Below are 21,061 nucleotides of genomic sequence, written 5' to 3'. Positions count from 1 at the left end.
TTTCAATGACCTTTGCGCTGCTTTCAGGCGTTCCCGCCCCGAGACGCTTTATTATAATATCACGCTGTTTTGACACTGTCAACAGCAAATCACATGGAATTCGATATTTTTTTATACATTATGCAGAAGTGTCTTTTGCAGCTATTCGGCCAGTTTTAAGTTATTTCTGTCGATCGGTTTTATTACTTTGACAATAATAAATCATCAGCGCTATTAATTATGATGTCCCAAAAATACTGTTTCAGTTGCTGATGATTTTATTATATGAAGAAGAATTAAAGAGCGTTCTTTGTCTCTAAAAAATATCGTTTTTTGATGAATACGGTTCTATCATTTGATTCGAATAAATTTTCTCTTGCCGACCTTCAAGATATCACCGGCCGAAAGACGAATGGCAGCCTGCGAATCTGAGAGCTTTTCATCGTTAAGCTTCACTCCGCCTTGTTCAACCAGTCTTCTGGCTTCTCCCCTGCTCGGGGCAAGTGCTGCGTTGACCATCAGCGTAACCAGTTCGATCGTACCGTCCTTCGACGCACCAAGTTCCGAAAGGCTAAATTCAGGCATCTCATCTGGAGCTTCTTTTTTCTGGAACATTTTAATAAATTCGTCTTTTGCCTGATTGGCTTCGGCATCTCCATGATAAATTCGGACAATCTCCCATCCCAGACGCATTTTTAAGTCACGCGGATGAACGCTGCCGTCAGCAAGACCCTTTTCGAGACGGCGAATTTCGCCAACAGGCACTTTTGTGACCAATTCGAAATAGCGAATCATCAATTCGTCCGGCAGAGACATCGTTTTTCCAAACATTTCTCTGGGACTTTCATAGACTCCGATGTAATTACTTAGACTTTTACTCATTTTATGAACACCGTCAAGCCCCTCAAGGATTGGCGTTGTTAAAGCAACCTGCGGTGATTGTCCATAATCTTTTTGCAGCGTACGGCCCATGAGCAGATTAAACTTTTGGTCTGTTCCTCCTAGTTCGACGTCGCTTTGCAGAGCTACCGAGTCATAGCCCTGCATCAGCGGGTAGAAGAATTCATGAATGCTGATCGGCCGTTCCTCCTGATATCTCTTGGCAAAGTCATCCCTTTCCAGCATTCTGGCAACCGTACAATTGGAAGCTAACTTAATGACCTCTTCAAAACTGAGCTTTGAAAGCCAGGTCGCATTAAATTCAATCCTTGTTTTAGCGGGATCAAGGATTTTAAATATCTGTTCTTTATAGGTTTCCGCATTCCGAAGTACTTCTTCTTCGGTCAATGCCTTTCTAGTTTCGGATTTTCCCGTCGGATCACCTATCCTGCCCGTAAAATCTCCGATGATGATCACTGCCTGATGCCCCAGATCCTGAAACTGTCTCATTTTCTGCAAAGGAACGGTATGTCCCAAATGAATATCTGGAGCCGTCGGATCAAGCCCAAGCTTAACCGTCAGCGGTTTATTTAACAAAAGGGAATTCTTTATTTTTTCCTTTAATTCATCCTCAGGTACAATCTCGGCAGCACCTGTTCTTAATATCTCCATTTGTCTTTGAACTTCATTGTCTAAATCGATCAATTCAAAACATTCCTTCCATTCTTCGATATACCTCAAGTACCTTTGTCTTCCTTTAAAGGATAATAAAAATGATAATAAAATCAATTCATCAAATAGGCCGCCAGGATATATAAAATTAGGGGCTGACATGGTACTATATAAAGCTCTTTGCGCTTGAGCATCTTTTATTATAAAGAAATATAAATTTTATATCAACCTCTTACCAAATTGATACTGTTTTTACAGCCTTTAAAATATGATATAATGTTTTGAGCTTATTAATCTATATACATATTAATAAGTCTTTATCTAGGAGGCAAAAAATGGCTAATAACAATGATTATCATAACCGTAATGCAGATCAGAAGAACAGGCGGGTTCACCCTGTCAAAAAGAAGAAAAAGTTTATGAATACACCCTATTTTAGAATTCCTCTTTTTATCATTATTCTACTCATTGTGTTTTTAGGTATTTACTTAATTGTTGCTGTAGCGAAAACCCCCAAATTAGATGTTGATCTGCTGACAGGTCAGAAACAATCCTCTGTGGTCTATGACAATGAAGAAAATTCAATTGCCCAGCTTCACTCTACCGAAAACAGACTGCTGGTCGACTATGAAGACATTCCGGACACTGTGAAAAAAACGTTTATCGCGGTGGAAGATAAACGGTTTTATAAACATTTTGGGGCAGACCCGGTCCGGATTATCAAATCGGCTTTTAATAACCTGAAAGCCGGTGAAATTGTCGAAGGCGGCAGCACCATCACGATTCAGCTCGCCAAAAACGCATTTATTGAAGATCCGACGGCGCAGAGGCTTTCGCGCAAGATCCAGGAAGCCGTTCTGGCTCTTCAGATTGAGCACGCTTACACCAAAAATGAAATTCTGACCTTTTACTTAAACAGGATTTACCTAGGGGAATCGTCTTTCGGAATCCGGACCGCTTCTTTGACTTATTTTAACAAAGAGCTTAAGGATCTGAATCCGGCTGAAATCGCCATGCTGGCCGGCCTCCCTCAAGCTCCCAGCGGCTATGACCCATATTTTAATCCGGAAAAAGCCAAAGCAAGACGAACGATCGTCCTAGGCGTAATGAGAGATAACAATATTATTTCCCAGGCCGAATATGATCAATATGTCGATGAACCTTTTACGTTTGTCGAGCAGGTTAAATCTAATCAGAAGAATGTACAAATCCCCGAAGCTGCAATGCGCAACAAACAGCACCCTTATTTTGTCGATTATGTAATTTCCGAGCTTCAGGCTAAATATGGCTTTACACCCGAACAGATCTATAGCGGCGGTTTGAAGATCTATACGACTGTAAACTCTAAAATCCAGACCGCAGCCGAGGCAGCTTTTGCAGACTCCAAGAATTTTCCTGCTAACAGTAAGGACGGCACTTCCGTTCAAGGTGCTATGACTGTACTGGAGCCCGATAGCGGGGCGGTCGCAGCAATGGTAGGAGGCCGGGAATACACCCCCATGGGGTTGAACCGCGCTTACCAGTCCAAAAGACAGCCCGGATCGACTGCCAAGCCACTCGTTGTCTATGCACCGGCACTTGAACACGGCGGTTATTATCCTGGAACAGTATTTGATGATATGCCGGTTAAATATAATAACGGTGACGGCACTGTCTGGGCCCCAACAGATTATGACACCATTACTTCCGGCTGGCGGGGGTTAATCACGATGCGCGAAGCTGTTGAGGACTCCGTAAACGTTTACGCCGTAAAACTCTTAAATTCTCTTGGGGTTAGTAATGGCTGGCAGTTCGCTAAGAATAATCTGGGACTTTCCCTGACCGATCATGATAAAGTATTAAGTATGGCCCTCGGGACATTTGATGTTTCCACCCTGCAGATGGCTTCAGCTTACGGAACATTTGCCAATAATGGTGTCAAAGCTGAACCTTACAGTGTTATTAAAGTTTTAGGCCCCGATGGTAAAACATTGGTCGAAAACATGCCTTCCGAGAAAAGAGTAATGAAAGAAACCACCGCTTATTTGATGAATGATCTCCTGAGGAGCGTTGTAACCTCCGGAACAGGCACAAAGGCCCGGATTGGCAATTGGTATATCTGCGGTAAGACCGGTACAACATCCCTCGACCCTGCTAAATTTGGCAATAGGTCCGGTAACCCCGATGCCTGGTTTGCGGGCTATAGCCCAAAATACGTCGGTGTTGTCTGGATGGGGTATGATCAGACAGATACAAGCCATTACCTGTATAAGGTATATGGCGGCAGCTATCCGGCCAGCATCTGGAAACAAGTCATGACGGTTGCCCACGAAGGACTGGCAGTTCAGTCAAGTATTAGCCGTCCCGAAGGGCTTACGACCGTAAAATTCGATTCCAAATCAGGTCTTCTGCCAAGCAGTCTGACTCCTTCGGAATTTGTTAAAACAGAAATATGTGCGACAGACAGTGTTCCAACGAAAGTCAGTGATGTTTGGGTCGAAGTGATGGTCGATGCTAATAACCCTAACCTTTTAGCCCCCGTAGGCAGCATGAATGCCGTATCAAGGATTTGCCTGAACGTTCTGGACCGGCCTAAAGATGTGACCTGGCCGTCAGACGAAGCCCCCTATAAGGCTCCGGATAAATATGTGAATGAAAGTGGCAGCTCCGTAAACGGTGAGACTCCACCGATAGGAGATTCAAGTATTCCTCAATTGTCTCTATCTTCTCCGTATTATGACGGATCGAGCACGGTTGTTCAGCTTCCGGTTTCCAACTATAACAGTAAAAAATATACTGTTAAGCTGTATATCAAGAAACCGGGACAATCCTATCTTGAAACGTATGTGCCGGAAGACGGAAACAAGAGAACGATTCAGTACCGTTTAAATCTTTTCGGTGCCGGAGCAGTCTCCGGAACCTATACCTTCTGGGCTGTACTGATGGACAATAACTCTTTTACAGAGGGTCCTCCGTCAAATCCCGTGACGTTAGAAATCAGTAATTAAGTCACTGTGTCAAATATTGGGGTAACCGCCTAATAGGAGTAAACAAACCGATAGGATGCTGGCAATAGTCTTCCCAGACTGTTACCAGCATTTTTGTAATTTAGCTGCGGCTGACGACATAGTGCCATCTGCTTTCCGCATCCGAGCTCCACTTGGTACGCACAGCACTATGATGTTAGTATATAGCCTATTAAGCCATCATATAATCTAAGACTTTTACGGTATTTTATCTATACTATATTACATAATTCAGCAAAACACTTAAGGCTAGATCAAAAATCTTTGGATTTCCGACCTAGCCTCATATTATTCGGTTCGTAAACGATAATTTGTTTTACACTGAACTCCTGGCTAAAAAGTCTAAATACCTTAATTTTAACTTTTTACCCTTTTAACCAGGGAGCCTTTGTCCAATCCTGACAGTATTCAGGCCATTCTAACCACCAGCGGTTCTTTTCTACTACCTCGGTTCCATAACCAAACATGTCATCAATATCTCGGAGTATATTACCGGCAAATCCAAAGTTAGAAGCGGCAAATACCCCTACGTCATGAATCCATGATGTTTCTTTGTTGTTCCACGGGCAGACTTTCATGCATCGACCGCAAGAGGATCCTTCCCGATTCGTTGTCCGGAATTGGGTGCATTTGTCCGAATCGGCTGCCCATCTCATGTATTGTCCCTTAAATGCGGTTTGGTCTCTGTCAGTTCCGATAGCCTGAGCAGGGCAGTTTTGAGCACATTTTTGACAGGTGGAACAGAAATCTCTTAGTCCAAAATCAATAGGTCCATCAGGTACCAGAGGTAAATCTGTAACAACAACGGCGGCTTTATGCCGGAAACCTAACCGCGGGTGCAAAACACAATCCCCTGTTCTGCTCATTTCTCCCAACCCGCAGGAAATTAGTGCCGGGAGTAGAGGCATAGCGTAGTTTCCATTATGATTTGATCGGGCATTGTAACCAAGGTTACGAATGTATTTCGCTAATATATCCGCAACAAATCCCGATCTGGAATACGCCATCATACTCATAGTACCGCTAATACCATCATAACCCGTAGTGCCCAGAAGGGTATCTAAGCCCTGATCCACAAGTATCCCAATGCAGTATTGATATTTTTCCGATTGAACGGGTGTTCCTGGTTTTGTTTCTAACTCAATTTTATACTGTGCCCAGTCAGTTCCAGTGGGTACTGGAGCTTGTTCCGAATACATCATCCAGGGGAAAAGTTTCCCTACCCCGACTTCATCTGCCCCAGCATAATAACAAACATCCTTGATATGTTGAGTTAACCTTTCTATATTGGGTAAAGGCAACTTGTCTTGACTGGGTTTACCATTCACTGCTTCTGGTACTCCTAAGAACATGGACATATTCTCAAAGGCATTACCCAATGGGTGTTTGCCAATAAAATTTATGACTTGATGCTCGGCATCGGATCCAAGGAGACCTCTAATTGCCTTATTAAACCCTTGATCTTGTTCTCGAGTTCTTTGCACTGGGGCAACAATTTTAGATGTTCCCAGCCAGCCTTCTTGATAACCAAGTTTTTTAACTGATGCACCGGTCACATGGGCTTTAGTTAAGATTCCTTCGTTATCAATGCCTGCCGCACGCGCTACTCTTCCGGTTGTAATAAAAGTAGCCGTCCCTGCAGCTGCCGTAAAAACTCCTGCTTTTAGAAATGTCCGTCTGCTTGTTCTCATAGTCGATTGTGTTTCCCGGTTTGTATCCATCTTCACACCCTCTACCCATTTTAATTATTGATCTACGGAAGTGATTTTTGGGGGCGATTTAAACCATCCCAATATTCTTGCTAGAAAAATTCCTGTCCCAATGGCTATCAGGAAGAAGAAAAATGCACCTACGGTAGCAGCCTTAGTATGATGCCCTGAAATGTTGACTTGGATAAATGAAACTCCCATTGCAGTCCAGAAAAGCCATACTGCTAATGCCAACCAAACATACCATTTTTGAATCCGGGGCCGAAGCCAGTATACACCGGTTGTAACAATAATGCCTAAAAGAAGAATTAATATCGTGTACAATGTTTTCACCTCCTTCCCTTTCACTTTTTTATTAAATTTTATCAATAGTCACTAATCATAAATAGTTCAAACGATACAAAGTAACAAAGATTACTTACCCTGTATCGTCTATGTGGTATTATTTTTTTAGGTAGCTTATTTTTAATTTTTTACCGTTGGGTTTTATGTATTTCGCTAAAAAAAACAAGTTATAATAACTTGTATTACGATCTTCTTGAGGAGGCAATTATGGCGATTCCATCGGGTTCTTCCAAATATACTCCGTATTTATCCTATGATTGTCCGGAACTTAATTTTTGGGCACACCAATATGGCGAGAAAATATCTTATAATAAAAATCAAATTATTTTGACAGCTGAAACAATTGTTGATAGCGTTTACTATATCGAACAAGGGAGAGTAAGGTATGTCACCATCAGCGCTGAAGGAGACGAACATATTTTAGGGATTTTAGGAGATGATTCTTTCTTTGGCCTAATACCTGTGCTTCTGTCTGATCATACCTGTGAGGTACTGGTGATCTCTGAGGCCGCCACCATAGTTTATAAAATAGACAAAGACTGTTTCATTAGAATCTTAAACATGAACACTGAGTTGAATTTATCAATAATTAAAGCCTTAGCCCACTTTGGAAATGAATTAATATATCAAATTGAAAACTTATTGTTTTTTGACAGCGAGGAGCGGTTATTGAACCTTTTATATGCTTCCATTGATAAGAACATTTCATCAGACCAAGATTGGTATCGTCTTAAAATCCAGTACACTCAGGAGGATATTGGTAAGATCATCGGTGTGTCCAGAATTACTGTGACAAGAATTATCTCAGAACTTTGTAAAAGAAAAATTATCAGATTGGTCAACCACAAGATCGAGGTAAAACGAACTCCAAACACGGAATAACTCCTTACAAATATTAGTAAGTATGGCTAAAAACAACTAAAAAACCGCCAAAACTGATATAATGAGAATAAGCATAAACCTAATTACTTATATCAGTACTTTGGAGGTTTCCTATAACCAGTATTATATTAGACTTAGGAAGTAACGAAAATGCAGTTTCCTTTTGAATTGATAAGTTTTTATTAGTCATTTACTTTAATTCAACGATCGTAACCCCGGAATCACCCTCGCCAAACTCACCTAAGCGGTAAGCAGCAACATGGGGATGTCTTTTCAAGAACTGATGAATACCTGCCCGCAGGGCGCCTGTCCCTTTGCCATGAATCACACTGACCTGATTGATTCCTGTAATCACAGCATCATCCAGATACTTATCCAGCATTAGGATTCCCTCTTCGACCAGTTTCCCCCGGAGATCGATTTCACTTCTGAGATTGACCGCTTTGCTCAGCCCGAAAGTACCTTTGATTGTTTTTTCAAAATGCTCTGGTTTTCTTGTCTCATCGACCAGCCGGATTTCGGATAGCGGAACGCTGACTTTCAAAATACCCGTCTGAACCAGCACTTCATTGTTGTTATCCGGTTTTTGCAGGACCTGGCCCTTCTGTCTAAGATTGGGCATATAGACCGTTTGTCCCGGTTCTACCTGCCCGGGCTTCGGTCCGGATTTGTCTCTTCCGGCATACCCGGTTTCATATACCTTTTCGGATAGCTTTTTCAGTCCCTGGCGTGTTTTCTCCAGGGCTGCTTCCTGTTCACGCCGTTCTTTCTTTTGGGCTTCCTTGATTTCTTTGATGATTCCTTCGGCTTCGAGTCTGGCCTGACGGACAACGTCGACAGCCTCTTCTTTGGCCTTGCGGATAATATCTTCGTATTTTTCTTCCAGTTCCAGATTCTTTTTCTTAAGCTCCGCAGCTTTATGTTCAGCCTTCTTCTGCTCTTCTTCTACGCTCCGTTTTTTAAGTTCAATCTCTCTTTGCGTATCCTCGAGGTTCTCCAGGAGATCGCTCTCCTTCATATCCCGTTCAGAGATAAACGATCGGGCTTTTTCCAGAATACCACTGCCAAGTCCGAGCCGCTGGGCAATCGATAAGGCATTGCTGCGTCCGGGAATACCGGTCAGCAGGCGGTAGGTTGGCTTAAGCGTTTCCGGATTAAACTCCACTGAAGCATTTTCTACCCGAGGTGTATTGTAGGCAAAGGTCTTTAACGTACCGTAGTGCGTCGTAGCCACCCCGCAGCTTCCGCGCTCCAATAATTCCGCAAGGATCGCCATGGCCAGGGCAGCCCCCTCTCCCGGATCCGTCCCGGCTCCCAGCTCATCGAGCAGAACCAGGGAACGGCTGTCGGCTTTCCGGGTAATATCCACAATATTGGTCATATGTGCGGAGAACGTACTCAAAGACTGTTCAACACTCTGCTCATCACCGATATCGACAAAAATTTGAGTGAATATCCCGAGCCGTGAGTCGCTTTCAGCCGGAATATGAAGCCCGGACTGCATCATCACCGCCATCAGGCCGATCGTCTTCAGCGTCACCGTCTTCCCACCGGTGTTCGGGCCGGTAATGATCAGAAATTGGTCATCCATCCCGAGTTCGACGGATATCGGTACAACAGGCCCGGTGAGCAGAGGATGTCTCGCTCCGATCAGTTTGACCTCCTGTTTATTCACCACGAGCGGAGACCCGGCTTCCATATCTTCACTTAGACGGGCTTTCGCCAGAATAAAATCCAGCTTAATCAAGGCTTCATACAACAGCATAATCTCTGGAATCCTGGCAGCAACTATTGCTGTGAGCTGCTGAAGAATCCTTTGAACTTCCCTGTTCTCTTTCAGGATGATCTCTCTCAATTCATTGCCAAGCTGAACGACTGCCATCGGTTCGATGAAAAGCGTCGCACCGCTGGCTGACTGATCGTGGACAATTCCAGGAAAAGCGGAACTGTATTCCATTTTAATTGGAACCACATAGCGATCCCCTCTGCTTGTAATGACATTGTCCTGAAGCATCTTTTGATAATTCGGATTTCTTAAAATGCCGTCGAGGCTTTCCTTGATCCGCTGCTGGCTTGTTCCTTTCGCTTTTCGCAGTCTGGCCAGCTCTTCGGAAGCCCGGTCATTGATATCCCCGTCCTCGGAAACACTGCGGGAGATATCGTCTTCTATCTCTTTCTGCGGTACGATCCCATCGACCGTTTCTCTGAGGGTATATAGTTCGCTGTACTGGTCTTTTCCTGCCTGGTTGCCTTCCAGCAGCGTATTCTTTAAGCGGCGGGCAGTTTTCAACGTATCCCTGATTTCCAGTAATTCTTCCGGATTTAAGGTTCCGCCCCGGTCGCATCTTTCCAGATAAGGACGGATTTCCCGCGCGCCTCTGACTGAAAACAAAGGGTTAATCCTAAGGAGAATTTTTCCTTCGTCCGTTTCACGGAGCAGCGCTTTCACGGTACGCAGGTCAGACTCCGGAACAAGGGCTTCCGCGAATTCTTTCGCCCCGGGAAGCATGCAATGGTCCCTAAGCCGTTCTCTGACTGCGCCAAAATCCAGTTTCACCAGGACTTTATCTGAAGCTATCAATTTACGTTAGCACCCCTCTGTAAAAATGTCCTTTAGTAAAGCCTTCAGGATAAAGTTCCTCCAGGCTTTTCATTGCTTCCTCTGTTTCCTCTTTGCCTATGTTCTTGCCTCCAGCCGTTTCTTGCCAAAGCCGGTGAAATACTGCAACGGCACGTTCAGCCTGCGGCAAGGATGCCCGAAGCAGTTCCAGCCGGATATTTCTGATGCCCATATCGGCTATTTTAGACAGTTCGGTTACCAGATTCAAGGTTTTGGCATTGAAGACATGCATCCGGCACGCTTGATCCGTAGCCAGTGGGAAGTGATAAGCCATGCGGTCCTTCAGGTACAGGTCTCTGTTTTGACAGGCCTTTCCGCATTTGTTGCGGGCCCCGTCTTTTCCCTCCCCCAGCACAGCGCCGGGAAGACAGAATTCACTGACCATCATTTCCATATCACCAAACACCGGCAGCTCCATGCCTTCGGATTTACCCAGAACGGCAAGCTGTTCCTGACTTAATTCCATGGAAAGGGCTGCCTGTCTTCCGCCTGCCCTGCGAACCCAGTCCAGCGCCGCTGCGTTAAAACAATGCAGAAAATAATCCGTCTCCCAGGTCCACCCGGGATCAACGGTCTTCAGCATTTCGATTTCCGCCAGATTTCCGGCCATGATCACCGGCCTTGCCGACCAGCCTGCCACCTTTGTCAGATCCTTCAACACCTGCTCACCTTGGGTCTGATTCAGGATTCGCGGCAGTCTCCATAGTAGCGTCCTTCCCCGGCTTTGACAGGTATCGAGTGCCTTCTGCAGCTCTGCCAGGGTAAGGGGTGGTCTGGACCGCCAGTGTTCTCCGCCCAGGATAATTCTGTCCGCACCGGACTTCAGCAACGGCGCAATCATGGAAAAATCCGTCACCGCGGCACTGAGCAGATGCTTGCCTGTTCCGGTTTTTCCCGATACGGTCCGGCCGGTTTTGAGCTGCTGATTCCAAGTAGCGGTCCGCTCCTGATACGCCTTCAAGGTCAGCGTAGGCTTGCTGTGAGACGGTTCCAAAAGCTTCTCCACCGCAGCGCGCCGCAATTCATTCAACGCACTGACCGGTATCATCAGATCCCCTTCCAGTGCTGTTGATAATTCTCCCAGATAAAACGGGGTATTCCCCAATCGCCCCAGCTGTTTTACCAGAACCTCCTGTGTCAGTGGCCGGTTCTGTGCTTCCTGGGCCTCACACTGAGATTCCAGCGCAATGTGCTGCTGGTCGTCCCAGACGGTTAGGCGCAGCTTTTGACCAGCTTTCCCGGAAAGCTGCATTTTTAACGGCCTTTTGCGCGTTTCCTTGCCTTCCTGGAAACTGTGCCGGGCCTGGGCAATCAGCTGCTCGTCGTGCGTTTTGAATACCCGGTCCCCAATATTCGCAGCGCCTTCAAATTCGATGGTGACCGTATCTCCGGGTGCAGCACTGTCAACCGTTTTGCCGCCGGGGACCATTATTTTCCCGACGCTGATCCCTTCACGGCCTCTTTTTGTCCAGATTTCCAGGCCGTCTCCGAGTCCCAGCTCGCGGTCCAGCTTCAGTGTCAGACGGTTGTTTTTTAGATCCGTAATTCGGCCCAACATGGTACCGCGGTTGTTTGGGCGGCTGAAACTCATCATCTCAGCTCCCTGGTAACCCTGAAAGTATCCGGTTGTAAAATCCCGGTTAAAAATCTGAGTCAGCTCATATAGATCCCGGGCTGTGATTTCCTGCCCCTTCTGATCTTGTAAAAAGTCCAGGGCTTTACGGTAGATCCGGATGACTGTTGCTACATATTCCGGTCTTTTCATCCGGCCTTCTATCTTCAGTGAGCGTACACCGATCCGCTGCAGCTCCCCAAGATTGTCCAATAATTTCAGGTCGCGCGGACTCAGAAGATGCTCCCCGGTCTTCCTTCCTTCCAGCAAATCCCTGCCTTTGCCGTCAACCAAACTGTAGGCCATCCTGCAAGGCTGTGCACACCTTCCGCGGTTGCCGCTCCGTCCCCCGATATAGCTTGACATCAGGCACTGTCCGGAATAGCTGATACACAGTGCGCCGTGTCCAAAGACCTCGACATCCAGCTCCGTCGCCTGAACCATTTTTTCTATTTCCGGCGCCGAAGTCTCCCTGGCCAGAACAACCCTGGAAAAACCCATTTTTTCTAGCTGCTTCAATCCATAAATATTATTCTGGGTCATCTGGGTGCTGGCATGAAGCTTCATTTCCGGCAGAACTTCCCGAATAAAATTTGCAACCCCGATATCCTGAACGATCAAGGCGTCCGCACCAAGTGAATATAGCTGATAGACATAGTCCGCCAGCTCTGAGAATTCGCTGTCAGCCACAAGAATATTTAATGTCACATAGACCTTGACGCCGCGTTCGTGCGCGTACGTCACCGCCTTAGACAATTCCTCCGAATCAAAATTCGAGGCCGAAGCCCTGGCATTGAACATTTTGCCTCCGAGATAGACGGCATCGGCTCCGTTTTCCACCGCAGCCTTCAATGCCTCGTAACCTCCGGCCGGCGCAAGAAGTTCTATCTTTTTATTTGTATGCTGCCGCGGACTGCTGCCAAAATCTGAATGCATGGTTGCGTTCTCCGTTCCTGTTTCGTCTTTTTCTGCTTTTCTTCTAATCATACCACACTATCATTTTGCGGCAAATTTTTTCCATTCTCTCCTTTAAAGATCTCATTAGGGAAAGATTAAAACCATTAAGAAATGAATTCGGCAGTTGCCATGGATGGAAAATTCTCCTTGACTTATCTTTTAAAAAAGATAAGCTATTTAGTAGGAGGTGATCGTGTTGGATGATAAGGTAATGGATCTTCTCGGAAAAATCCTTGAGAACCAAACCGAAACTAATTTTCAACTTAAGGAATTAACCTCCCGAGTTCAAAAAATTGAAGTAAATGTTGAAAATAATTTAAGTTATAAAATAAAAGCACTATTCGATGCTCGCGAAGTACAGAATGAAAAAAACGATACTATTATCAATACTCTAGGAAGAATAGAAACAGCACATGTACGTAAAGTGAAATAGAAAGATTGAAGGAGTTTGTTCAAGGCTCCTTTTTTTATTTTACAGGACGTTGTCCCCTTAAATATCCTTTCGTCCATGGGCATTTAACTATACATAATCCACACATAGTTTCATTAATACCTATTTTATTGCATCTCTCTCGTGCTGTGTTTCTACAATTAATCGCATTGTAAAATTTATCCCTGTCTATATTGACATTCCAACTTTCTCCTGATATGGCACCCGCGGGACACGCATTCTTACACTCAAGGCAATTCCCACACTTTGAATCAGTTATTGGCGTTCCGGTTTCCAGTATTGCGTCGGTTAAGACACTTGAAATTCTGATTCCTGAACCGTATTCTTCTGTTACTAATAATGCACATTTTCCTATCCATCCTACCCCTGCTCTTGTCGCTATTGTTTTATGCGGTAACTCTGTTCGTTGTGTTTGGTTATCTTTTATTACACTGCCTTTAATTTTAGGGACTGCAGAGAAGCCTTTACTTCTAAGAATCTCTGCAGTATATTCATCCAGTTCATCCAATAATCTGTTCAGCCTTTTGTATTCTTCGTAAGATTCTAAGGTCGGCCCATCATTTATACTCAGTAGTATTTCTGGATTTACACTTACTCCTATCAAAATTCCGTAGCTTAATCCTTTTGTTTGATCTTTTGGCAGAGATGATAAATCAGCAAACCCAACTATTGAAGCACCTCTGGATATAAGCTGATCCTTTATTTCTTTGTTTAAACTCATAAATAACACCTCTTTTGATTGTTGCAAAATTTTATATTGTAGTTCCTTCTATAATGAGTCTTCTTTAGAAGTCGTATCTAATTTCCGCTCAATAGATTTTACGTTTTTGTCAATTCTCCAAAGCATTTTTATTACCCACATGACAAATGCGAAACTTAGCATAGCCGACCAAAACCCTGGTGACAATAATAGCATTCTGCGATCCCTCCATAATATCGAAATTTTCAAGAAGAGTTCTGCTGCCTATGATATTTTTTATTAATTTTAAAAGTTCTATTATCCGATCTAGCCTATTTATGGGGAAAGTATTGGGAATTCCATCGTATTTTATCTAAACTTTAATAAGGGTTCATGTAGAAATATAACATTGTTGTTGCAATGATAATCAGTACAATTACTGATACTATTACCAAAGTCCTGCGTTTCTTCATTATCCCATGGATTATACCTACAAGTGCAGCGATTATAAGAATAATAGCCAATGCCATACTTTACCACTCCTTTAATTCGCCTTTGACAACTTCTGATTTTCAGCCAAGCTTTCTTACTACCAGTCTCAAGCAATTGATTAATTGTGCTTATGCCAACTTCATTCAATTGTCGTTCAACTTTAAGAACCAACAATTTCTTTTCCTGCGCCAGGAGGGCGCGGTTTTTGCACGATATAGCATATAATGTTTTGCCGGTTTCCCGCCGCGCCATGATCGCATGCATCATCCTCCAAGCGGCGGGAACTGCCTGTTATGTAAAGTAGCGATCCCCCAGATTCAGAGGCCAACAGGACAGCGGCCCCTTGATTATCTCCAAATATTGCTGATATATCCCAAATTGTTTTGTCCACTTTGAAACCTGTACCGTTCCAATTTCTGTTTTCCATTCCTTTTCTATATCTGAATGACATTTCTGTCCTAATCCTTCTCGTTCATGATGACAAAATCGACATTCAAGGGGCATTAATCCTGTACTATGTAATTGACACAAGTTATTCTCCAAGAAATTGCATCCATTTTGTGCAAAATTATTTAATGCGAACTTCCCCTCACATCCCTTAAATGCTGGTGAGAGCACACCAAATGTTCTTTCCGGAGATATTTCAAGCATCATGCGATTGGCATAGCCAAAACGAATTGCTTTTGTCGCTTCATCTACAGTCCACCATCCGGGGCGTTGACAATAAGCCAAACAAATATCGCAACTACATGGTTCTGATGGAGGGTATTTATCCAATAACGATTTACGCTTTGTTCCTTTCATCATTAGATTTCTCCTTCCGCCAAAATTTTTCCCCAAAAAATCCGCCACACGATGTAGCTGCCCCGCGCGCTATTTTATATACGTCCCGTGAACTCCCGAGGTCTGGTTACTACCTGCATATTCTTTCAGATTTTGGGAAAAGAATAGTCGAAATAAGCACGTTGGTATCAATCATGATTCTCATATTTTTTCTCCCAAATTTCTTTTTTTATATCTTTAACTAAGTTGTTAACATCATCTTCAGAGTAGATACCATGCTTTTCAGCTACCCCTTGCATTCCTTCTTGTATTTCTTTCAATGCTATCATGGAGGAATTAGCAAAAACAATTTTATCGCCTTCTTTAATGAAGATAACTTTATCCCCTTCTTTAAGATTGAGCTTCTTCCTTATTCCTACTGGTATCGTGATTTGTCCTTTTGATGTTATTCTAGCAAGCTCCATTACAATCACTCCATTCCTTACATTCCTTACTTATTAATATACCACATATTATGCTTAATCAACCACTTGTTTACATCTTCTTCCAAGACACTTTGCATGGTATTTCATATAACTCATCCCTATTTATCTTAAGTAGATAGGTTACTCTTACAGGAATTTTTGAGTTATATCTTTGCCAGCTTTATCTAGAAATTTAACTTCTGGACCAATGAGATTATCCTGAGAAAATCTAAATACGTGGAGAAAGTAATCACTTCCTCCAATATTTCTGGTTACAGTATTATTCTTAAACTTTAATTCGATCGTCTGTGCTTTAGGCCCGTTATAACCATACACCACAATCAACCTGTCATAACTCTTATCTGTGGCCGGCCCGAAGTCGTATACACCAAATTTGGTATTTATATCTGCTCTTCCTGTTATGTTACTCCCGCCTAGGAATACATATCGACTAGCAAGCAAAGTATGAGGCTCATAATATATCATTCCTAATTGACCAGAGGATTTGTTTTTAAAAAGAATGAACTGATCATTTCTATTTTCAATTATCTGAAGTATTTCAACGCCTGAACCTGCTTCTTTCTCAATGTTTTTAACAATATTCTCTTTATTTAAGTCAACTGTATTCAAATAGATGTATGTATAGACGATAAGTAAGCTAATAGCTAGCAAGGTAAATATTATAATTAATCTCCTTAGAATATTATTCACTTTGCCCCTCTTTTTCTATTTATTTCTTCTGACAAATCCGCGCATGAGTTATTACCTAAAATGTGATACTTCAAAATCTATTCTATCCTTGACGTTATCTTAAGCCATATTTCTTTGGTTAAAAAACTCTCTTCAACTTGCTCTTCTAACTCTAAGAAGCGTTTATATGGAATGCTGAATGAAAGAATGTCTTTGTCAATATAATTTCGTGCGGAAGGATCCGTTAATCCGATAATACACTTTGGATCCTCCTTCTCTGCTTGCTCTAGAGCATATAGTACAGACTGCTGACAGCCAGAACCAAAGTCTATTTTAACGTTGTCTTGAGTTGATTTATCGTAATTGGCGAACCACATCAGTGCTGAAAGTTGATCTGCATTGGCTAGGAAGATAATTATTTCTGGTGTTTCATCTTCAGCCAATCCCGATAACGGTTTAAAAATTATATACTTTGCGGGTACAACTTCAGGTAACCCAGCTGCGAATTTCGCTGCTAACTCCGGGTTCTTCTTATAAAATTCTCCTTCTCTACCACCGGGAACACCAGTTGATAAGAAATGTTCAATAAAACCTAATTGAAACCGATTGAAACCAAGTCCAACTTTACCACCCGGACAATTCGTAGTCTTATCTTCAAATACCGCCACTCGTCCTTTAGCTGCAGCATTTAACATAGAAATAACACAACCCCGTTTCCCTTCTTGGAACTGCATTGCATCCTCGGGTTTAACATTTGAACGGAATACTGCAACTGGCTGACTTTTTAACTTTATTGAATCAGCAATTTTACTTTTCATCATAACACTCCTACATTTTATTATTTTTTCCCGAAGCATCATATTAATTTCACATATTCAAAGTTTTGGGAACTGCCTGTTACACGATGTGGCAGCACAGCGGGAATGTGGTAAATGCTTTATCTTAAATAATTCCATTCTTCTAAGACAATACCAAGTATTATTCACAAATGTGACACTTGTTACTAAAATATTTATTCTTCATTATATTTACAAATTCCTTCCCATTATTTTACTTTAATTGGAATTGGCTTTAGCGGAATTGGCCAAATGTCCTGAGCCTAAGCGGCCAAGCCTTCACCACCCGAAGCCCATCTGCATATGCTGCAATTAGACTCATAATGAAAGGGCGGGCGGCATGGATAATCCGACCACCGAACGCACACCGCTTGTCATAGCGGCTGAAATAAATATGATAACCTGCCAAACCAAAAAAATAGTACTTGCCAGCGCCATTGAAATCGGCCGTCGTTTGCTGGAAGCCAAAGATCTGGTCAAACACGGGGAATGGGGTAAATGGTTGGCAGAGTCTGTGAGCTATTCCCAGAAAACTGCCGAAAGACTGATCAAGCTCTACAAAGAATACGGGCCTAAATTTCCTGACGGATCCGACAGGTCAAAATCGACACCAGTGTCGATTTTGACTTACACCCAGGCCCTCCTCCTGCTGGGTTTACCGGAAGAGGAGCGGGAGGAATTTATCGCGCACAATAACGTCGGCAGTATGACAAAACAGGAGCTGCAGCAGGCTCTTAAGGACAGAGATCAGGCCAATCAGGCGAAGGAACAGGCGCTTCAGGAGAATCAAGCACTTAAAAAAGGGCTGGAGACGATCGACAGCACCATCTCCGAATTAAGGAATGAGCACACTAAGGCTGCGTCAATGCCAACGAATCCGGAAAATGTCAATGCAGAAGTTCAATCTGCCAACAATGCCTCCCTTGCCGGTAACGACCCCTCTGCAACAACAGCCCCTTTTACCCACAACCTTAAAACCGAACATGACCCCGACGCTCACATCAAGTATGTAGAAAAATGCGACACTTGCTGCAAAACAATCGCCGATACCTTCTTTGATCTGACGACAGCGCTCACCAATCTGGCGCATCTCGATCCGAACCTGAAAGAAGAAAAAAGAAAAGAGGCCAACCGGCTGATTGAATACATGGCAGAGACGATTAAAGAGTGGCCGCCCCCCAAGAAACCGCTTAGATTTAATTCCTGATTTTTTTTGGGAACCTTTGGACAAGCCAAGCATAGTATGTACAAGACAGCCGTAAGCTGTCCAATAAAAGGGAAAGGAGATGATTGGAATGGCCGTTGTTTCAGCGCCATCCGGCGCCGCTCTGGTATTGGTTTATCAGACCGGAGTCAGCACCTCCGGTGCTCCGATAACCAAACAGCGAACCCTTAACAATATTGTTTACAATGCTTCGAATCAAGCTGTCTATGAGGCGGCTCACGCCATCTTCGGTCTGTCGGAATATACGCTGCTTGACGTTTACTTCAGAAGAACGGATGAATTGACAAACGAAGCGTAAAGCGGAGGGCAATTTCAGGCGTCAAGGAGGTGATTCAATTGGCTGTGACCACCAACCGAACAGCAAGATTAACTTTCGCTACCACCGGAGGGAACACGTTTTCCCTAACGGTTCCCCAACCGCGAGAGGATATCCTGCTAACTGAAGCCATGGACGTTATGAACTCGCTTATCGCAGGCGGGATATTCCTTACGACAAACGGTGCCCTTACAGGGGTAAAGGATATAAAGGTCATTGAAACCACGACCAATGACCTTTATGATCCTCCGCAAGCGTAAGCGAGCAGTACCGGCATAAAAGATGAAGAGCGGGGGCGGGCCGACGGCAATCAGGATTTGCCGGTGGTCTCGCCTCCTCTTCTTTTGCCTGATCACTGTTCATATTATTATATGAACCTTAGCTAAGTTTGAACTATAAAAGATAAGCGTATTTCAAAAGACGCATTCTTAAGTATATCGGACCGACCGATGATCTCATTTAAGCGGTCCGGTCATATATTATTGATATTTTAATAAAATAGTGATATATTTATGATAAAATAATGCAAAAGAGGTGACAAGGCGTGATCCATATCAGACCTGTTTCAGATTTAAGAAATAAATTTCCGGAAATTGAAAATTTAGTTGTTAAAGAAGGGGAGCCTGTTTATTTAACGAAAAACGGTTATGGCTCTATGGTGGTGCTAAGTCTTGAAAAATATGCGGAATTGACAGATAATACAGAACTGAAACTTGATGAAGCAGATAAGGAGGCGGATTCAACAGACATCCGCTACACTCATGAAGAGGTTTTCTCAAAGGTGAAAGCGAGAATTAATGATGGAAGGTAAGTATTCTTTAAGATATATTCCCAGATTCGGAGCCGACCTTAATGAAATTGTTGATTACCTTGTATTTAAGCTTCATAACCCCGATGCCGCAGTAAGGCTTATCAATAAAATCGAAAATTCAATTACTGAAAGATTAAATTGGCCATTATCTTTCGAACCTTTTCAATCAAATCGAAAAAGGAAAAATCCGTATTATCGGATTTATGTAGATAATTTTACTATCTTCTATGTAGTTATTGACAATGTGATGGAAGTCAGAAGAATACTATATAAAGGTAGGGACACACTAATCTGATAAATTAAGTGACTGACCCAGGCCTGTCCGCAAAAACGAAATCGCTTTCGTTTTTGCGGACAGGCCTTTTTATATGCGGTCATCACGCTTGTCATCACGGCCAAAATCAATACAATCAAATACCAAACTGAGAAAAATGGGGAATTGATTGAATGGACATGAAGGGTATTATAGAATTTGTTGGAGCACACTTTAAATAAAAAAATTGAAGCTGATTATGTAAAGAAAAGTGAAGCTTATGATTACGCCTTCTTGGTCAGAACTTTGTCTAATATAGCATCAATACGCTCCTGAGTACCTGGCTTACATAATACTTGTAAAGGTTGTACCTGCATAAATTGATCATGATCATCGGCAGATGTCACAAACACGATGCTGCATGTTGACATGGAAGCAGATTGCCGTATTTGTTTGGCGGTCTCGAGACCGGTCAGCTTTTTCATACTATTATCAAGAAAAAGAAGGTCAAAAATCATCCCAAGCTTATTAAGTTCTTCAAGAAGCTCTTCACCACTGCCAAATTGGTAAATATCAAATGAAACCCCCTTTTCTTTTTCATATAAATGAATGAATGCCTCCAATAACTGGCGACACAGCGGCCTGTCATCGCAAATGCCGATAGTAAGCAATACTTATCTCCTCCACATATTCCTCCACAATCACATAAGTGGCTTTCGTTGAATAATTTTAGGACAAATAGTCCAATATGTCAATAGGACTTATCGTCCTAAGATATACTTGCTTTGGTGATGATAATGCGCTTAAAAATACGTGATGTTCGTGAAGATCATGATCTAACCCAACAACAAATTGCAGAATACCTGATGTGTGATCAATCTTTATACTCCAAATATGAGCGAGGGGAACGTGATGTTCCACTGAACATCATGATTAAACTCGCACAGTTTTATAAAACCAGCGTTGACTATCTGGTCGGGCTTACAGAAAATAAACAACCTTATCGCTGAGCTGATAAAGTTAAACAGGGTGATAAGATTTGAAGATTGATTACAAAGAATTAGGTGAACGAATTGCAAAAAGGCGCAAGGTGTTGAACCTGACCCAGGATGACATCGCAGAAGCCACGGGACTAAGCAACAACCATATTTCCAATATAGAAAACAATCATTCTATTCCCAGCATTGAAACATTAATTAAAATATGTGAGGCCCTGGACATAACGCCGGATTACTTCCTGCTGGGTATTGTCAGGCACACAAATGACAGCCTGCTTTCTCAAATTAATCAAAAAATCAAGCTATGCGATGAGAAAAAGCTGGAACTGGTTGACCATTTCATAACGTGGGTAGTTGATGAAAAACTATAGTTTAAAAAAAGTGCGAACAGCACTTTTTTTAA

22 protein-coding genes are annotated in these 21,061 nt (G+C 43.0%); 10 read left to right on the top strand and 12 right to left on the bottom strand.

Translation table 11 applies throughout. From position 1 onward, the window contains the following. Nucleotides 1-330: 330 nt before the first annotated feature. Nucleotides 331-1,599: a tyrosine--tRNA ligase gene (gene tyrS, locus A7K50_RS13965; protein ID WP_119776988.1), complete on the bottom strand. Its 1,269-nt coding sequence runs from the start codon at nucleotides 1,597-1,599 to the stop codon at nucleotides 331-333. A gap of 266 nt (nucleotides 1,600-1,865) precedes the next feature. Between tyrS and A7K50_RS13960 the strand changes: the two genes are divergently transcribed. Then, nucleotides 1,866-4,517 (top strand): PBP1A family penicillin-binding protein, encoded by a 2,652-nt coding sequence (locus A7K50_RS13960; RefSeq protein ID WP_119776986.1) that lies wholly within the window; start codon nucleotides 1,866-1,868, stop codon nucleotides 4,515-4,517. Between the two features lie 383 nt (nucleotides 4,518-4,900). On the opposite strand, the gene A7K50_RS13955 is transcribed toward A7K50_RS13960, so the two are convergent. Together A7K50_RS13955 and A7K50_RS13950 are read right to left on the bottom strand one after the other, a co-directional pair. Further along, a complete protein-coding gene (locus tag A7K50_RS13955; RefSeq protein ID WP_119776984.1) occupies nucleotides 4,901-6,256 on the bottom strand; it encodes a reductive dehalogenase in 1,356 nt (451 codons plus the stop codon). 24 nt (nucleotides 6,257-6,280) lie between these two features. Beyond that, nucleotides 6,281-6,568 carry a hypothetical protein gene (locus A7K50_RS13950; RefSeq protein WP_119776983.1) on the bottom strand — a complete coding sequence of 96 codons (288 nt, stop codon included), beginning with the start codon at nucleotides 6,566-6,568 and terminating at the stop codon, nucleotides 6,281-6,283. A 228-nt stretch (nucleotides 6,569-6,796) separates the two neighbouring features. Between A7K50_RS13950 and A7K50_RS13945 the strand changes: the two genes are divergently transcribed. Then, nucleotides 6,797-7,471 (top strand): Crp/Fnr family transcriptional regulator, encoded by a 675-nt coding sequence (locus A7K50_RS13945; RefSeq protein WP_119776981.1) that lies wholly within the window; start codon nucleotides 6,797-6,799, stop codon nucleotides 7,469-7,471. Nucleotides 7,472-7,661: 190 nt separating this feature from the next. Here the strand turns inward: A7K50_RS13945 and A7K50_RS13940 are convergent, their stop codons facing one another. Next, entirely contained in the window at nucleotides 7,662-10,052 is a 2,391-nt protein-coding gene (locus A7K50_RS13940) for an endonuclease MutS2 (RefSeq protein ID WP_119776980.1), read from the bottom strand. A gap of 1 nt (nucleotide 10,053) precedes the next feature. Beyond that, the gene (locus A7K50_RS13935) at nucleotides 10,054-12,639 is read right to left on the bottom strand and encodes a U32 family peptidase (protein ID WP_119776995.1); all 2,586 of its coding nucleotides are present in this window, start codon (nucleotides 12,637-12,639) and stop codon (nucleotides 10,054-10,056) included. 214 nt (nucleotides 12,640-12,853) lie between these two features. On the opposite strand from A7K50_RS13935, the gene A7K50_RS13930 reads away from it, so the two are divergent. Then, a complete protein-coding gene (locus tag A7K50_RS13930) occupies nucleotides 12,854-13,093 on the top strand; it encodes a hypothetical protein (protein ID WP_119776978.1) in 240 nt (79 codons plus the stop codon). Between the two features lie 34 nt (nucleotides 13,094-13,127). Here A7K50_RS13930 and A7K50_RS13925 read toward each other — a convergent pair whose 3' ends face one another. From A7K50_RS13925 to A7K50_RS13900, 6 genes are all read right to left on the bottom strand, one after another. Further along, nucleotides 13,128-13,832 carry a 4Fe-4S double cluster binding domain-containing protein gene (locus A7K50_RS13925; protein WP_119776977.1) on the bottom strand — a complete coding sequence of 235 codons (705 nt, stop codon included), beginning with the start codon at nucleotides 13,830-13,832 and terminating at the stop codon, nucleotides 13,128-13,130. A gap of 327 nt (nucleotides 13,833-14,159) precedes the next feature. Continuing rightward, the gene (locus A7K50_RS13920) at nucleotides 14,160-14,549 is read right to left on the bottom strand and encodes a TfoX/Sxy family DNA transformation protein (protein WP_243103770.1); all 390 of its coding nucleotides are present in this window, start codon (nucleotides 14,547-14,549) and stop codon (nucleotides 14,160-14,162) included. Between the two features lie 24 nt (nucleotides 14,550-14,573). After that, on the bottom strand, nucleotides 14,574-15,089 hold the full coding sequence (locus A7K50_RS13915) for a hypothetical protein (RefSeq protein ID WP_119776975.1): 516 nt from the start codon (nucleotides 15,087-15,089) through the stop codon (nucleotides 14,574-14,576). A 164-nt stretch (nucleotides 15,090-15,253) separates the two neighbouring features. Further along, on the bottom strand, nucleotides 15,254-15,529 hold the full coding sequence (locus A7K50_RS13910; RefSeq protein ID WP_119776974.1) for an AbrB/MazE/SpoVT family DNA-binding domain-containing protein: 276 nt from the start codon (nucleotides 15,527-15,529) through the stop codon (nucleotides 15,254-15,256). 147 nt (nucleotides 15,530-15,676) lie between these two features. Further along, on the bottom strand, nucleotides 15,677-16,240 hold the full coding sequence (locus A7K50_RS13905) for a hypothetical protein (RefSeq protein WP_119776972.1): 564 nt from the start codon (nucleotides 16,238-16,240) through the stop codon (nucleotides 15,677-15,679). Between the two features lie 77 nt (nucleotides 16,241-16,317). Beyond that, complete coding sequence (locus A7K50_RS13900; protein ID WP_119776970.1) at nucleotides 16,318-17,037, bottom strand: DUF169 domain-containing protein; 720 nt, start codon at nucleotides 17,035-17,037, stop codon at nucleotides 16,318-16,320. A 358-nt stretch (nucleotides 17,038-17,395) separates the two neighbouring features. On the opposite strand from A7K50_RS13900, the gene A7K50_RS13895 reads away from it, so the two are divergent. The 5 genes from A7K50_RS13895 to A7K50_RS13875 all read left to right on the top strand — a co-directional run bounded on the left by A7K50_RS13895 (nucleotide 17,396) and on the right by A7K50_RS13875 (nucleotide 19,702). Then, nucleotides 17,396-18,262 (top strand): DUF3102 domain-containing protein, encoded by an 867-nt coding sequence (locus A7K50_RS13895; RefSeq protein ID WP_119776969.1) that lies wholly within the window; start codon nucleotides 17,396-17,398, stop codon nucleotides 18,260-18,262. An 88-nt stretch (nucleotides 18,263-18,350) separates the two neighbouring features. After that, nucleotides 18,351-18,578 carry a DUF1659 domain-containing protein gene (locus tag A7K50_RS13890; RefSeq protein WP_019226592.1) on the top strand — a complete coding sequence of 76 codons (228 nt, stop codon included), beginning with the start codon at nucleotides 18,351-18,353 and terminating at the stop codon, nucleotides 18,576-18,578. 38 nt (nucleotides 18,579-18,616) lie between these two features. Continuing rightward, nucleotides 18,617-18,856: a DUF2922 domain-containing protein gene (locus A7K50_RS13885; protein ID WP_026156604.1), complete on the top strand. Its 240-nt coding sequence runs from the start codon at nucleotides 18,617-18,619 to the stop codon at nucleotides 18,854-18,856. A 284-nt stretch (nucleotides 18,857-19,140) separates the two neighbouring features. Then, the gene (locus A7K50_RS13880) at nucleotides 19,141-19,407 is read left to right on the top strand and encodes a type II toxin-antitoxin system Phd/YefM family antitoxin (protein ID WP_119776967.1); all 267 of its coding nucleotides are present in this window, start codon (nucleotides 19,141-19,143) and stop codon (nucleotides 19,405-19,407) included. Further along, nucleotides 19,394-19,702 carry a type II toxin-antitoxin system RelE/ParE family toxin gene (locus tag A7K50_RS13875; protein WP_199698310.1) on the top strand — a complete coding sequence of 103 codons (309 nt, stop codon included), beginning with the start codon at nucleotides 19,394-19,396 and terminating at the stop codon, nucleotides 19,700-19,702. Before A7K50_RS13880 ends, A7K50_RS13875 begins: the two co-directional genes overlap by 14 nt. Before the next feature lie 242 nt (nucleotides 19,703-19,944). On the opposite strand, the gene A7K50_RS13870 is transcribed toward A7K50_RS13875, so the two are convergent. After that, a complete protein-coding gene (locus A7K50_RS13870) occupies nucleotides 19,945-20,331 on the bottom strand; it encodes a response regulator (RefSeq protein ID WP_119776966.1) in 387 nt (128 codons plus the stop codon). Between the two features lie 126 nt (nucleotides 20,332-20,457). Here A7K50_RS13870 and A7K50_RS13865 point away from each other — a divergent pair, with 126 nt between their 5' ends. Both A7K50_RS13865 and A7K50_RS13860 read left to right on the top strand, forming a co-directional pair. Further along, the gene (locus A7K50_RS13865; protein WP_015044008.1) at nucleotides 20,458-20,670 is read left to right on the top strand and encodes a helix-turn-helix transcriptional regulator; all 213 of its coding nucleotides are present in this window, start codon (nucleotides 20,458-20,460) and stop codon (nucleotides 20,668-20,670) included. A 29-nt stretch (nucleotides 20,671-20,699) separates the two neighbouring features. After that, on the top strand, nucleotides 20,700-21,029 hold the full coding sequence (locus tag A7K50_RS13860) for a helix-turn-helix transcriptional regulator (protein WP_119776964.1): 330 nt from the start codon (nucleotides 20,700-20,702) through the stop codon (nucleotides 21,027-21,029). The last annotated feature ends 32 nt before the right edge of the window (nucleotides 21,030-21,061 follow it).

The organism is Dehalobacter sp. MCB1, assembly GCF_003590275.1.
Lineage (GTDB): Bacteria > Bacillota > Desulfitobacteriia > Desulfitobacteriales > Syntrophobotulaceae > Dehalobacter.
Note: the sequence above shows the minus strand (reverse complement) of the source record. Positions and strands in the feature narration are given on the sequence as shown.